General features: G+C 70.9%; 9 protein-coding genes and 1 pseudogene. 5 read left to right on the top strand and 5 right to left on the bottom strand.

Translation table 11 applies throughout. From position 1 onward, the window contains the following. Nucleotides 1-32 precede the first annotated feature (32 nt). The gene (locus tag ACGFNK_RS32430; protein WP_393421586.1) at nucleotides 33-560 is read left to right on the top strand and encodes a hypothetical protein; all 528 of its coding nucleotides are present in this window, start codon (nucleotides 33-35) and stop codon (nucleotides 558-560) included. Nucleotides 561-602: 42 nt separating this feature from the next. On the opposite strand, the gene ACGFNK_RS32425 is transcribed toward ACGFNK_RS32430, so the two are convergent. Beyond that, on the bottom strand, nucleotides 603-827 hold the full coding sequence (locus ACGFNK_RS32425; protein WP_393421626.1) for a hypothetical protein: 225 nt from the start codon (nucleotides 825-827) through the stop codon (nucleotides 603-605). Nucleotides 828-867: 40 nt separating this feature from the next. Between ACGFNK_RS32425 and ACGFNK_RS32420 the strand changes: the two are divergent. The 4 genes and pseudogenes from ACGFNK_RS32420 to ACGFNK_RS32405 all read left to right on the top strand — a co-directional run. After that, a pseudogene (locus tag ACGFNK_RS32420) lies at nucleotides 868-1,367 on the top strand (SRPBCC family protein); the annotation flags it as partial. Further along, nucleotides 1,360-2,826: an aldehyde dehydrogenase family protein gene (locus tag ACGFNK_RS32415; RefSeq protein WP_393421584.1), complete on the top strand. Its 1,467-nt coding sequence runs from the start codon at nucleotides 1,360-1,362 to the stop codon at nucleotides 2,824-2,826. The pseudogene ACGFNK_RS32420 and the gene ACGFNK_RS32415, both read left to right, overlap by 8 nt. Nucleotides 2,827-3,000: 174 nt before the next feature. Next, nucleotides 3,001-4,563: an APC family permease gene (locus tag ACGFNK_RS32410; RefSeq protein ID WP_393421582.1), complete on the top strand. Its 1,563-nt coding sequence runs from the start codon at nucleotides 3,001-3,003 to the stop codon at nucleotides 4,561-4,563. A 42-nt stretch (nucleotides 4,564-4,605) separates the two neighbouring features. Continuing rightward, complete coding sequence (locus ACGFNK_RS32405; protein ID WP_393421580.1) at nucleotides 4,606-6,156, top strand: GMC family oxidoreductase; 1,551 nt, start codon at nucleotides 4,606-4,608, stop codon at nucleotides 6,154-6,156. Between the two features lie 95 nt (nucleotides 6,157-6,251). Here the strand turns inward: ACGFNK_RS32405 and ACGFNK_RS32400 are convergent, their stop codons facing one another. From ACGFNK_RS32400 to ACGFNK_RS32385, 4 genes are all read right to left on the bottom strand, one after another. Continuing rightward, nucleotides 6,252-11,084, bottom strand: coding sequence for a hypothetical protein (locus ACGFNK_RS32400; protein WP_393421578.1), 4,833 nt, complete (start codon nucleotides 11,082-11,084; stop codon nucleotides 6,252-6,254). Between the two features lie 143 nt (nucleotides 11,085-11,227). Then, nucleotides 11,228-12,106: a hypothetical protein gene (locus ACGFNK_RS32395; RefSeq protein ID WP_386355262.1), complete on the bottom strand. Its 879-nt coding sequence runs from the start codon at nucleotides 12,104-12,106 to the stop codon at nucleotides 11,228-11,230. A 223-nt stretch (nucleotides 12,107-12,329) separates the two neighbouring features. Beyond that, the gene (locus ACGFNK_RS32390) at nucleotides 12,330-13,832 is read right to left on the bottom strand and encodes a hypothetical protein (RefSeq protein ID WP_393421576.1); all 1,503 of its coding nucleotides are present in this window, start codon (nucleotides 13,830-13,832) and stop codon (nucleotides 12,330-12,332) included. 60 nt (nucleotides 13,833-13,892) lie between these two features. Beyond that, nucleotides 13,893-14,591, bottom strand: a complete 699-nt coding sequence (locus ACGFNK_RS32385; protein ID WP_393421574.1) for a GntR family transcriptional regulator — start codon at nucleotides 14,589-14,591, stop codon at nucleotides 13,893-13,895. Nucleotides 14,592-14,674 lie beyond the last annotated feature (83 nt).

Genomic DNA, 14,674 nt, shown 5'->3' with positions numbered 1-14,674 from the left:
GGGGCTGCTGGGCGGTGGGGAGTGACAAGTTGATGGGCACGGCAGAGCGGCGCGAGGCGCCCCGTCTGAGCGTCGGGGGAACGGCGGTGGCGGAGCGGGATGCTCAGGCACAGGCGCCGGATCGCGACATTCCGGCGCAGGAGGAGCAACAGGAGGAAGAGCGGGCGTACTACCGGCCGTTGTGGATCGAGGAGCCCGCGCGCCGACCACGGCTGCCCGATCCGGTGCGTACGTCCGCGGTGCGGGCCGTCATCATCATCGCCCTCACGCTGATCCAGGCGATGGTGGCCTTCCTGGGCACGCTGGCCGGTTCCTGGCTCGCGTTCCCCATGGTCCTCAGCAGCGTGGCGAGCACGGTGGTTGCCACGTGGGGCGCGCTGGACGTGTGGGTGACCCGACAGGTGTGGATGCAGCGGAACGGCGTGGTGTCGACGCCGAGCAGCACGGCGCGTGCCCTGCGACGTGAGCGCCGCAAAGCACGGCGCCAGGAGCGGGCGTCCGAGCGCGCCAAGGAGCGGATACGCCGTCGGGGCGGCGCGGGGCAGTTGTCGCACTCCTGATGAGCTCCCGGTGAGCTGGTCCGGAACTCGAGGCCGACCGGCTCACCGGTAGGCGACTGCCGCCTCCACCACGCTTGCCCCGCGCGCCAGTTCGCGCCTGGCCGGCTCGAAGGGGCGCGGGCGTTCCACGGAGAGCACCGCCGTTGTGCGGCCGTCGCGCTCGCACCTCGCTAGGAAGCCGCCCTCGTCCGGCGCGCCGCCGATGATCGAGCCCCCTTCGATGCGGACTGTGTCGATGGCGAGCCGCCGCCGCGAACCGGCGTGCACCGTACAGGTCGGACCGGAAGCAGGGGACGAGGCGCACGGTCTCACCGATGTACTCCCGGAGTTCGCCGGCTGATACGCCGCCCAGTACTACGTGGGCCACGGCGCCAAGTCCGGCGACGGGGTCAAGGGTTCACCGTCGACGGCAGCGAGGGCTTCGCGAAGCTGCCCTCGGTCGCGGAGGACCAGGACCGCCGTTATTACGCGATCACGGTCAAACCCACCGTTTTCATCAATCTCGTACCAGGCCATGTGATCCTGCACCGCAGGTTCCCGCTCGATGTTCCCGCTCGCCGAGGACCGCACGGTCGTTGAGTGCGACTGGCTCTGCGCACCCGAGGTCATCGCGTCCGGTGCCGATGTCTCGAAGTCCGTGGAACTATTCCACCGAGTCAACTCTCAGGACTTCGAGGCCTGCGCACGTACGCAGCCCGCGATGGCCTCCGTGCCTGCCGGCGCGGCGGGGTGCTGGTGCCCACGGAGCACCCCATCCGGATATTCCAAGAGTGGCTCATCGGGGTGCTGGGAGGCACAGATGGCTGATCTCTTCATCGGTGGCGCGTGGACGAGCGCGCGGGAGAAACGGACCCGCGAAATCCGCTGCCCGGCCGACGGCTCCCTGGTGGCAGTGGTGGACGAGGCGGGCGGCCGGGACACCGCCGACGCGATCGCGGCCGCGAGACGGGCCTTCGACGAGGGTCCCTGGCCGCGGACGCCGTCGAACGAGCGCGGTGACCTGCTGCTGCGAGTCGCGGATCTCCTTGTACGCGACAAGGACGCGCTGGCCCGCGCCGAGTCCCTCGACACCGGAAAACGCCTGGTGGAGAGCGCGTACGACATCGACGACATCGCGAACTGCTTCCGTTACTTCGGCCGGCTGGTGGCGAGCGAGACCGGCCGGGTCGTCGACACGGGGACGGCGGGGGTCGACAGCCGGGTCGTGTACGAGCCGGTTGGTGTCTGCGCGCTGATCACGCCATGGAACTACCCGCTCCTCCAGACCGCCTGGAAGGTCGCCCCCGCGCTGGCCGCGGGCAACACCTTCGTCCTCAAGCCGAGCGAGCTCACCCCGCACACCGCTGTCCATCTGATGCGCCTCCTGGAGGAGGCCGGGCTGCCCGCGGGCGCGGCCAATCTGATCCTCGGCGCAGGACCCGAGGCCGGAGCGCCGCTCGGCGACCACCCGGACGTCGACCTGGTCTCGTTCACCGGCGGTCTTCAGACCGGCCGCCGGCTCATGGCCGCGGCGGCCGGGACGGTGAAGAAGGTCGCCCTCGAACTCGGCGGCAAGAACCCCAACATCGTCTTCGCCGACGCCGACTTCGAAACCGCCGTCGACATGGCGCTGACCGCCGTCTTCCTGCACTCGGGGCAGGTCTGCTCAGCGGGGGCGCGGCTGCTGGTCGAGGACTCGTTGCACGACCGGTTCGTCGACGAGGTCGTACGGCGGGCCTCTCAGATCCGGCTCGGCGGCCCGTTCGACGAGCGGGCACAGACCGGACCGCTGATCTCGGCGGCGCACCGGGCGAAGGTCGAGGCGTACGTCGCCCAGGGGCTGGCGGAGGGGGCGGTCCTGCGCTGTGGCGGGAAGCGGCCGACGGATCCGGCGTACGCGGACGGGTTCTACTATCCGCCAACCGTTCTGGACGAGTGCTCGGCCGGGATGTCGGTCGTCCAGGAGGAGTCCTTCGGGCCGGTGCTGACCGTGGAGCGGTTCTCGGACGAGGCGGAGGCGATACGGCTGGCCAACGACACGATCTATGGTCTCGCGGGCGCGGTGTGGACGTCCGACGAGGCCAGGGCGCAGCGAGTGGCGTCCGCGCTGCGCCTGGGCACGGTGTGGATCAACGACTACCACCCGTACGTCCCGCAGGCGGAGTGGGGCGGCTTCAAGCAGTCCGGGTTCGGGCGGGAACTCGGGCCGGCCGGTCTCGCCGAGTATCGCGAGGCGAAGCACATCTGGCGGACGACGAATCCCAGCCCACAGGGTTGGTTCGCTTGAGTCACACGTGTTCCAGTGCTCGCACGTCCGTATGATTCAGGCCACGTACGTCCCCCACAAGATCCAGAACCGTAGGCCAACGACCAGGTACGGCAGCGACCCCGTACGACAGCGACCCGCACCAGCCGCGCTCCCCTCCCACCCGGGATCCCCCCTCTCCCCAGGAGTCCGCGCATGACGACCACCGCTGAGTCACCCGAGCACAATCACGACGATTCCGAGCTCGCCGAGTTCGGGTACAAACCCGAACTCAAGCGCACGCTCGGCAACTTCCACACCTTCGCCGCCGGCATCAGCTACATCTCGATCCTGACCGGCACCTTCCAGCTCTTCTACTTCGGTTACGGCAGCGGCGGGCCCGCCTATTGGTGGTCCTGGCCCATGGTCTTCGTCGGCCAGTTCATGGTCGCGCTGTGCTTCGCCGAACTCGCCGCCCGCTATCCCGTGGCCGGCTCCGTCTACAACTGGTCGAAGAAGGTGGGCAATCGACACATAGGCTGGCTGGCGGGCTGGACGATGCTGATCGCCTCGATCGTGTCGATCGCTGCCGTGGCCCTTGCCTACCAGTTGACGCTTCCCCAGATCTCTTCCGTGTTCCAGTTCGTGGGCGACGGCACGGGCAAGTACGACGTCGCCACCAACGCCGTGCTGCTGGCCTCCGTACTCATTCTCTTCACCACCCTGGTGAACGCCCTCGGTGTGAAGCTGATGGCCAGGATCAATACGGCGGGCGTCTTCATCGAGCTGATCGCGACCGTCGTACTGATCGTGCTGTTCGCCGTGCATATCACCCGTGGACCTCAGGTCGTGCTGGATACGAACGGCACGGGAGCGGGCCAGCCCGGCGGCTACCTCGGCGCGTTCCTGGTCGCGTCGCTGGCGTCCGCGTACGTGATGTACGGCTTCGACACGGCCGCCTCGCTCGGCGAGGAGTCCCTCGACCCGTCGCGCAACGCGCCGCGCGCCATCCTCCGCGCCATCTTCGCCTCGTTCCTCCTCGGGGGGCTCATCCTGCTGCTCGCGCTGATGAGCGTGTCCAGCCTGGAGGGCGAGCAACTGTCCACGGACGGCCTGCAGTACATCGTCCTCAACGTGCTCGGTGAGGACGCGGGCAAGGCCATGCTGTGGTGCGTGTTCATCGCGGTCACCGTGTGCGCCCTGGCCGTGCACACGGCGGCGATCCGGCTGGCCTTCGCGATGGCCCGGGACAACAACCTGCCCGCCTCCTCCAAGCTGGCCAAGGTCCACCCGCGCTTCCAGACCCCGATCGTGCCCGCGGTGATCATCGGCGTCCTGGCGCTGGCGATCCTGGTGGTCAACATCCGCCAGCCGCAGATCTTCACCGTGGTCACCAGTATCGGCATCATCTTGATCTACCTCGCGTATCTGCTGGTCACCGGCCCCATGCTGGTGGCCAGGCTGCGCGGCAAGTGGCAGCCTGCAGGCGACGGCAAGTTCTCGCTCGGCCGCTGGGGTCTGCTCGTCAACATCGTCGCCGTGGTGTGGGGCGCGGCCATGATGACCAACCTGATCTGGCCGCGCCAGGCCGTCTACAACGCCACCGCTCCGTACCACTGGTATCTGCGCTGGGGCGCCGTCCTCTTCGTCGGCATCGTGATGGCGGGCGGCTTCGCCTACTACTGGTTCGTGCAGCGGCACCGCACCGGGGTGCTCGCCGAGCACCAGTTGCAGCAGCCCGCGCCCGTAGCGCCCGCCGCTTCACCGGCGTCCGAGTAGGCGGCCGACCCGAGGATCTGACTCCGAGGAGGTCAACTCTCCATGAAAACAGATGAGTTCGACTATGTGGTGGTCGGCGGCGGCACCGCGGGGAACGTGGTCGCGGCCCGGCTCTCCGAGGACCCGTCCGTCACCGTGTGCCTCCTGGAGGCGGGGCCCAGCGACGTCGGCGACGACGACGTCCTGAAGCTGGAGCGCTGGATGGGGCTGCTGGAGTCCGGCTACGACTGGGACTATCCGGTCGAGCCGCAGGCCAGCGGCAACAGCTTCATGCGGCACGCCCGCGCCAAGGTGCTCGGCGGCTGCTCCTCGCACAACTCCTGCATCGCCTTCTGGGCACCGGCCGAGGATCTCGACGACTGGGCGGCCGAGGGCTGTACGGGCTGGAGCGCGGCCGATCTGTTCCCGCTGTACCAGCGCCTGGAGTCCAATGACGCGCCGGGGGAACACCACGGGCGTACGGGGCCGGTGAAGCTCCGTACGTTGAAGAGCGACGACCCGTGTGGCACAGCCCTGTTGCAGGCCTGCGCACAGGCGGGCATCCCGACCGTCGCCTTCAACACGGGCAGGACGGTGGTCCGCGGCGCCAACTGGTTCCAGATCAACTCCGACGAGAACAACACCCGGCAGTCCTCGTCGGTCGCATATCTGCACCCGATCCTCGGCAAACGGCCGAACCTGAAGGTACGGACCGGGGTGCGGGCCAAGAAGCTCGTACTGGACGGGCGGCGCTGCGTGGGTGCCGAGTATCTGGACCCGGACCTGATCCACACCCGGACCGTGCGCGCCCGGCGTGAGGTGATCGTGTCCTGCGGCTCGATCGACAGCGCGAAGCTGCTGATGCTGTCGGGCATCGGACCGGCCGGACATCTGCGCGAGGTGGGCGTCGAGGTGGTGGTCGACTCCCCCGGCGTCGGGGAGAACCTTCAGGACCATCCCGAGGGCGTCATCATGTGGGACGCCAAGCAGCCCATGACGACCACCTCCAGCCAGTGGTGGGAGGCGGGCATCTTCTACGACACCGAACCTGGCCTGGACCGGCCGGATTTGATGTTCCACTACGGGTCGGTTCCGTTCGACATGAACACGGCCCGGTGGGGCTATCCGACCTCGGAGAACGCGTTCTGCCTGACGCCGAACGTGACGCGGGCGAAGTCGCGGGGCACGGTGCGGTTGCGCACGCGCGACTACCGGGACAAGCCGCGGGTGGACCCGCGGTACTTCACCCACGAGCACGACATGCGGGTCATGACCTACGGGCTTCGGCTCGCCCGTCGCATCGCCGAACAGCCCGCGCTGAGCGGGTGGGCCGGGGCGGAGTTGGCGCCCGGGCCGGATGTGCGGACGGATGACGAACTACTCGACTACATCCACAAGACCCACAACACCGTCTATCACCCGTCGTGCACCGTGAAGATGGGGGCCGACGATGACGCCTCGGCACCGCTGGACGCTCGGCTGCGGGTCAAGGGGGTTGAGGGCTTGCGGGTCGCGGACGGGTCCGTCATGCCGGATCTCGTCACCGTGAATCCATGCATCACGACGATGATGATCGGCGAGAAGTGTGCCGATCTCTTGAAATCGGACGCCTGAGGATTCCGTGGCGGAGCCTGTGGGGCGACTGCGGGTCGTTTGTGGTTGATCGCGTCCACGCGGCCGAGCCGCACATCGATACCGCCCAGCGCCCCTCAAGGGGCGCTGGCCGCCGGCCTCTTGTACATTCGCGTCGCCGTGATCTCGCTGTGTACCGACTCCCCCTCGCCGGCCGGAGGCTGCTGTGGCAGTCCCGGCCGGAGGTGTTCCTCCACGCTGATGTACTTCAGGCCCGCCCTGAGGTCGGCGTCGTTCCGCAACCGGATCACCAGCGGGAACTCCGCCAGCGCGGTCGTGTCGAACAGGCCGGTGGTGTAGAGGAGTTGGACGCCCAGCGCGTCCGAGACCGCCCTCTGCAGTTCCAGCAGGTACGTCGCGTTGGCGCGGCCGATGGGGTTGTCGAGGAACAGCGTGCCGGCGTGGCGGTGCTTGTCGCGGCCCCGGTCGTTGGAGCGGAGGGCGGCCATCGTGCAGTACAGGGCGATGGCGGCGGTGAGCAGCTGGCCGCCGGAGAACACATCGCCCATCTGCCCGACGGGGACACGCTCGGCGCGCAGTACGGCGTCCGGCTTGAGGATCTCGACGGCGACGCCCTTCGGCTGGAGTGCCGCGCCGACACCGCGCAGGAGCAGCGTCATGCCGTCGCGGCGAAGGTCGGAGTTCTTCTTCACGGCCGCTCGCGTCGCCTCGTCGATGACCTCGCCGAGCCGCTCGGTGAGCGTGGCCTGGTCGGGCTCCTCGAAGCGAATGCGCAGGAACTCCTGCCCGGACCACTCGCCGAGCCCTTCGGGGAGACGGGACAGCCGCTGAGCGGAGCGGAGCGTGGCCAGCGCCGACTCCACCAGTCCTCGCAGCCGGTCCACGATCGAGTCCCGGTTGCGCTCCAGCTGCGCCAGCTCATCGGTGAGGACCCGGAGCCGAGGTGCGAAGGCGTCCGCCCACTTCTGGGCGTGCTCGGGCAGCGCGGCGGCGGGCAGCTCGCGGATCTGCTGCCGGGCGGGGGTGCGGACCTGCTCGTAACGTGTCGAGTTGGCATGCCGTACGAGGACATCGCTCGCGTCGCGTACGGCTGACTCGGCGGCGGAGAGGTCGGCGGCGCAGCCCCGCAGGGAGCGGCGGGTCTCGGCGGCGGACTGCCGCGCCTCATCGAGGGTGCCCGGGTACGGCTCGGGCTCCTCCTGCTCCTCGTCCGTCGTGTGCTCGCGCAGGAGGTCCCGTAGGAGGGCGGCCGTCTCGTCGAAGCCGCCGGCCGCGTCCTCGGCGGCTCGGTGGGCGTCGAGCAGTTCGGCGTGGACCTCGCGCGCCTGGCTCAACGCCTCGGTACGGGAGGCGAGTTCGGCCGTGGCGGTACGCAGCAGGCTCTGCGCATGCTCGGCGTCTCGCGGGACAAGCTCCCCGGGCAGCTCGGTGTGAGCCTCGCCGTCCTCGGGGGCGTGCCGCTCGGCCTCGCCGCGCAGCCGTCCGAGCTGCTCGCTCGCGGTCGACATACGGGTCTCCAGCAGCTGGACGAGTTCCTCGGCCCGGGCGGCGGCGGCCTGCCGGGACGGACCGTCGGAACCGTCCGGGGACTCCAGAAGCTGCGCCGCGCGTGTACGCACCTTGTTGCTGAGCCGGTCCAGCTCGGCGAGCGCGGCGCTCTCGTCGCTCTCGGCCCGCGCCTGCTCGGCGCGCAGATCGGCACCGACGCCGACCTTCTCGTAGAGCTGCGACGCGGCGCGGTAGGCCTCGCGGAGGGCCGGGAGGGACGGCTTGGGGTGGGCGCGACCGGGGGCCTTGTCGCCTGGCGTGTCTCCTGCTGTCTCTGCCTGGGGAGCGCCCTCGCCCTCCGTCGCCGCGTCCTCCTGTACGTCGTCGGGGACGCCCGCGATCTCCGCGCGTTCGGCGCGCAGGGTGCGGGCGGTGCGGCGGGCGTCGTCGGCGGCGCGTTGGGCGGCGCGCCGGTCCTCGTCGGCGGCTCGGGCTCGCTCCAGGCAGGACTGGGCGCGGGCCTCCGACTCGGCTGCCTCGTCGGCGAGTTCGCGCAGCCTGGCCTGCCAGCCGGCCCGCTCGCGCAGCCGGAAGGCGAGTCCGGCGAGCGCGTCGGCGGCGCGTCGGGCCCGCTGTGCGGCGTCCTGGCGCTCGTCCCGTACCCGGGCCGCGTCGGACGCGGCCTCGTCGGCCTCGGCCCGCACCGTGCGCGCCTCGGCCAGTTCGGCCTCGGCCTCCTCGGCGAACGCCCGCGCATCGCGGGCCGCCACGGCCAGTTCGGCGAGCCGGCCCGCCGGGCACCCGGCCCGCCAGGAGGCGAGGCGCGCCGCCAGCTCACGGTCCTTGGCCAGCCGGGCCGCCAACTCCCGGATCTCCTCGTCCCGTTCGGTCGCACGTGTGCGCAACGCCTGCCGTTCCTCGTCGGCGGCGTGCTCGTCGTGCATGGCCGGGTTCGGCGGTACGAGGAATACGTCACCACGGCCGCCGTCGCCCGCTTCGTGGGCCGGCGTCGGGGCGAGCAGCGCGGCGGCCGTACCGACGGCCACGGCGGACCGGGGCAGCAGCGCGGCATCGGCGAGGGCTTCGCGTGCGCGCGCGTGGGTTTCCGGATCCGTGATGATGACGCCGTCCACCAGCTCGGGCCGGGCGGTCAGCACGCGTGCGTGGTCGACGGGGTCGACGGCCTGCGCGAGATAGCGCCAGCCGGGGAGCGCGGGGATACCACGCTCCCCCAGGTACTCCACGGTGGCCACGACGTCCGGCCCCGGTGGCAGCAGCCCGCCGTCACCGAGGGCGCCGAGAATCCGCGCGTCATCGGCCGCCGCGGTCCGCAACTCGAAGAGCTGCCGCTCGGCGGAGGTGACCCCGTCGTCGAGCAACTCCCGCAGTTCGTCGGCGTAACGGTCCAACTCCTCGGCGGTGAGGGCGACTTCGGTCGTCGGCCGCGCGGCGGCACTCCGGCCGTGGGCAGCACCCGCATCCCGGCTGACGCCGGGCACACCCGCGCCGCCGGCCGGACCCTGCGCAGAAGCCACACCCTGCGCGGGCTCTCCGGAGCCGTCCGCCGCCGCTCGGGGCATCGGCACCCCACCGCGGCCCGGGCCCGAGGCAGCCGCCCCCGGCAAGCTCAGCAGTTCGGCCAGCCGTTCCTCCTCCGCCAGGGCTTCGCCGGTGCGCCGCTCCGCGTCGTACGCACGCTCGGCGGCCGTCGCCGCGTCCGACGCGCGGGCCGCCGTGAGCTCGGCGCGGGACTCGGTGGCTGCGGCCTCTCGGGCGTGTTCCGAAGCCCGGCGGGACGCCTCGCGTGCGGTGTCCCAGGCAGCGACGGCGGACTTCTCGGCGTCGCTGGCCGCCAGGGCCGCGCGCGCGGGGTCGGCGTCGGGGGCCGTGTCGTCGAGCCATCCGGCGCGTACCGCCTCGGCGGTCTCCTGCTCGACCTCGCCCAGCCGCTGCCGCAGGTGACCGGCCTCGCTGCGGGCGCGCTGCGCCTCGGTGGCGGCGGCCGTGGAGTCGCGGTGGGCGGCCTCTCCGGTCTCCTGGAGCGCGGCGGAGCGCTCCTCCTCCTCGTTGGCGACCGTCTCGGCTCCTTCGGCCGCGGTGTGCAGCGCGCGGACGAGGTCGACGGCGGCCCTGGCGCGCGCGGCGAGCGCGGGCGCGGCATCCCGCTCGGCCTCACGGATCGCGGCGGACACGCGCGCGGAGCGGTCCGCGGCCGCCCGGTGGCGCAGCACCGCCTCGGCGGCCTGCCAGGCGGAGTGCAGCGTGCGCGCGTCGGCGAGCTCGCGCTTCTGCGCCGTCGCTGCCTTCTCGGCGCCGGCGAGTGCCAAGGAGGCGTGCCGGTAGGCGAGTTCGGCCGCGATCAGGGCGCTCTTGGAGCGAGCACCCTCGGCTTCGGTGACCGTGTGCGCGGCAGCGGTGACCTGCTGGGCGAGATCGGCGGCCCGGGCCCGCTCCTGCACGGCGCGCGCGGTCAGCCGCCGGGCCAGCGTGCGCGTACGCCGCTCGGCGGCCGTGTGGATGTCCCGCGCGCGCGAACGGGTCTCGGCCGCCTCCACGATCCGCCCGAGCAGTTCCACGGACCCCGCTGTGAACTCCCGCTCGGCGATCAGCTCGGCGCGACGCCCCAGCTTGTTGCCGAACCCGCCGACCAGGTCCGCGAGCCCGTCGGTGTCACGGGTGTCGGTGACCGCGCGCAGCAGCAGGTCGGTGAAGTCGGAGTCCTTCTTGACCGCGAAGAGGCCGGCTGCCTCGCCCTCGTCGGCGTTCATCTCCCGCTGGTAGCGGAAGAGTTCTGGATCCAGACCGAGATCCCCGAGGTGTTCGTTCCAGCGGTCGTGGATCTCCTCCCAGTGCACCTCCAGGTGCGGGTACGCCTTCCCCGCATCCGTGATCGCGTCCCGGAAACCCTTCATCGTGCGCCGCCGCCCTTGGGCCCCTGACACGCCCTCGCCGTGCGGCCGCACGGCGGTGGCCTCGGCGACCGGCAGATTGTCGAGGCTCAGCCCCGGTCCGGGCCGGAACGAGTACCACGCCTCCGCGAACTTCCGCGGATCGTTGGACACTTGGCGCCCGCGCCACTCGCTCACCTTGCCGACCACAACGCACTCACCGGTCAGCGTGTGCTGCCACTCCAGCGCCACATGCCCGCAGTCGTCGGCGAGCAGAAACTTCCGCAGCACACCCGAACTGGCCCCGCCCAGCGTGTTCCGGTGCCCCGGCAGCATCACCGAGAAGATCAGCTTGAGCAGTACGGACTTGCCGCCGCCGTTCTCCAGGAAGAGCACACCCGCGGGCGCGGGACGGCGCGGCGGCCCGGTCGGCTCCTCCTCGAAGAACTCCGCCTGCGTGGGCGCGGGGTCGGGCACGGGCTCGCCGACACCCCGCAGGTCCAGCACGGTGTCGGCGTAGCGCGCACCGGCCGGCCCGATGGAGTAGAGGCGGACCCGGGACAGCTCGTACATGGCGGCGGACTCTCGTAATCGGACGTAGTCGGACGTATTCGGAAGGGAGTTGGTTCAGTCGCGGTCGGGAGCGATCACGTTCGGGGGGGTCGGAGTCGGGAGTGGTCATGATCAGGAATCGTCGTGATCAGGAATCGTCGAGGTCAGGAGTGGAACGGCAGCCCCGCGTCGGCCGCCAGCTCCAGGTCGTCGGTGTCCTCGGCGGGCAGCAGGGTCGCGGTGCCGTCGGTGACCGGCACGATGCCCAGCTCGAGCAGCTCGGCCATGGCGGCGCTGCCCGCCATGTCGCGCACTTGGAGCTGGTAGCGGGCGGTCGTGCGGTACGTCCCTCCGCCGTCGTCCCCGGTGCGCTGCAGAAACCCGGAGTCGGTGAGGAACGCGACGGCCTTGCCCACGATGCCGGTGGTCGAACCGGCAAGGCGGCGTGCGTCCTTGGTCGCCCCGGTCGCGCTGCGTCTGGCCCAGATCCGCCAGGCGGCCTCGAGGCCGGGCGCGTCGGTGGCCGGGTCGGTGTTGTCCCCCTGTTCCTCGGCCCGCTCCTCCAGGCGACGGCAGGCCTGCCGTACGAAGGCGTCCACTCCGTTGACCGAAACGCGCCCGATGTACCCGTCGTCGGCGAGATCCTCGGGCCGCGGAAACGCCATCGCGGCGACAGCGAGATGCGCGAGACCGTGCAGGAACCGGTCCCCGGCGTCCGCGGACGCCCGCCGTGCGTAGTCCCCCATGCGCACGGCGAACACCGAGTCCTCGGCCGCGGTCACCGCCATCCCTGCGCGCGGTGAAACCTCCAGCACGACCAGCCCGAGCCCCGCGGCAACGGCATCGGCGAGCCGGGCGAACGCCGGGTCTTCCCGATACCGCCGCAACAGCTCGGCGTACTCCTGGTCGCGGGCGGGCTGGAGCTTGGGCTGCAGCCCGAAGGCGACGAGCCGGGCCGCGTCGGCGGCGTCGGCCGGAGTGACGGCGGCGGACGCCGGCACGGCGACGGCATCCGGCTCACTCCACTCGACGTGCTCGGTCACGGCTTCGGCTCCTTGTTCAGAGGTACGGCGGTGAGAGCGCCCGTGTAAGGGACGCGGGGCGGTGACATGTGCGGCTCCTCCCCCACTCTCGGCTTCTCCCCCACTCTCGGCTTCGCTCGAGCGGGGGGACCCCCATGAGCGGGGGGACCCCCATGAGCGAGGGGACCCCCATCGTGGGCGCGAGCAACCGCTGACGGCCCGCAGTCAAACGACAACCCGCGCTTCACCGGCCCTCCAAGCGGAGCGTCGCCGTACCCACGATCAAATCGGCCCCGCCGAACTCGGGATCGTCCAGCTCCATCCCGTCGTCCACCGCGAACAACAGCTTCTCCTCACCCTGGCGATGAGCGGTCCCCACCGGCGGACTGGCCGCGTGGACGGCCAGCAGCGCGACGAGGTAAGGCAGTTCAGGATCCTGACACCGGGCGTCGTCAAGGATCCCGGACAGCCGCCGCGGCGCATCCGCGGGCAGATCCAGCAGCTCCATGGCGGCAGCCAACTGCTCCTCGCTGAACCGGCTGTCATCCGGCGTGGCAATCAGATCCGGCTCCGGCATCTCCGCCCCGAGATGCTCCCGCTCCATGGGCGGCGTCAGCAGGATGTCGACCAGATCCCCGACCCGTACGGACACGGGAGTGCGGAGCCCCGACCCGCGCGCGAAGAACGCGTCCGTCACGCGCAGCGCCTGATCGACGGGCAGGGGCAGCACCGGCGCGACAAGGTGCCCGTACAGGTCTATCCCCGACGTCGCCATGGGCGCGGCGAAGGCCTGTCGGTCCTGCTCGGCGCGGAACAGCGGGCCGGCCTCCAGGAGCCGGGACTGCAACTGCGTATGGCGGCGGATGCAGTCCTTGACGATGTCGACGAGCTCGGCGGCACGGCGCTTGTGCTCGGGATCCTCGGACTCGTCGCGCGCCTTGCGGATGTTGGTGAGGATCGCGTTCTCGTGGCGATAGCGGTCGGCCACGTGGTCGAGTGCCTCGGCGATCATGTCGGGGACGGCCTGCAGCCAGTCAACCGCGCGGACGTTGCGCCGTGTCGCGTCCAGGGCTTTGCGGAGCGTCTCGGAATACTGCACGGTCCGATAGCGGGCCTGCTCGGCGGCGAGCTGTGCGTCGGCGAGCCTGCCGCGGCTGATCAGCACCTCCAGCTTGACCTCGGCGGCGATCTGCGCGCTGGTGACGTCCGTGTCGAGGGCGCCCACGAGGACGTTGACCGCCTCGTCCGTCGTGCGGAGATACACGCTGCCGCCGTAGCCGGGCACCTCCTCGATCAGCTTGAAGTCGTAGTCGCGGCGCACATAGGAGCCGTCCGGTGTGAACGTGCCGTATACGGCCCGGAAGCCGCGGTCGACGCTGCCGACGTTGATCAGGTTCTCCAGGACCCAGCGGGCCACGCGCTCGTGCTCGGCGACGGGGCGGCGCGGGGCCTGCGCGGCGATGCGCGGGATGAGCCTGGCCACGATCTGGTCGTGGTCGGCTCCCGTGTCGAAGTCCATGTTCAGTGTGACGAGGTCGATGGCGGCGAGGGCCACCTCAGCCATGCCGTACACGGAGTACTCACCCGCGAGGTTCGCCTTGCGTACATCGAGGTCGTGCAGGGGTGCGGTGCAGGCGAGCGCGCGCAGGCGCCGCGCCAGCCCCTCGTCGGCGGCCGGGCCCGGTGCGGGGCGCGGCCCCGCGCTGTGCTGGGGCGGAACGCTGTCCGTCGTTGCAGGCGAAGTCACGATGCAAAGACTAGGTCCTGGGTCTGACAACGCCCCAAACGCCCAAGAAGGGCCCCCGCGTCATCCGAGCTTCTTCTCCGCCACCCGTCGCCCATAGACCTCCCCGACCCGCCTGCGCGAATCGGCGAGGTAGGTCGCGAGCAGTTGCTCGGCCTCGTCCCGGTCGCCGTCCTGGAAGGCCTTGAGGATCTGGCCGTTGCGGGCGAGGTACGGCTCGTGCAGCCGTCGTGGGTCGTCCACCAGGTGGAAGGCGAGCCGGAGTTCGGCGAAGACCCTGCGCATCAGCTCGTCGGTGCGGGCGCTTCCGGCGAGCGCCACCAGCTCCCGGTGGAAGCGGATGTTGGACGTTCCCAGGGCTTTCCAGTCCTTTTCGACCGTCGCCCGCTGCCCGTCGGCGACGGCTCGGGCGAGACCGTCCACGGCGTACGGCGGCTTGCCGAGGCCACGGACGACGGCGCACTCGACGAGGCTCCGGGTGCGGTAGATGTCCTCGACGTCCTCGACGGTCGGGATCCGTACGAACACGCCCCGGTTGAGCTCGTGCACCAGCAGCCGTTCGTGCGTGAGCAGCCGGAACGCCTCGCGCAGTGTGTTGCGCGAGACGCCGAGCGCGCCGCCGATGCTGTCCTCGGACAGCCGCGTGCCGGGCGGGAAGAACCCCTCCGCGATCCGGCTCCTGAGGATGTCCGAGACCCGCTCCGCAGTACTGGTTCGTCCCAATAGTGCGCGATCGTCCGCCAGTCCGTTCAGTTCGGCCACACCCGGATTCAATCGCAGATACAAGAACGAAACAACATAGGTATTGAGGGATCGTTCAACAATCCTCTACCTTGCTGGGAATG

The sequence above is a fragment of the Streptomyces sp. NPDC048825 genome (genome assembly GCF_043198355.1).
In the GTDB taxonomy this organism is placed as follows: domain Bacteria; phylum Actinomycetota; class Actinomycetes; order Streptomycetales; family Streptomycetaceae; genus Streptomyces; species Streptomyces xiangluensis.
This window is presented reverse-complemented; position numbering and strand designations above follow the sequence as displayed.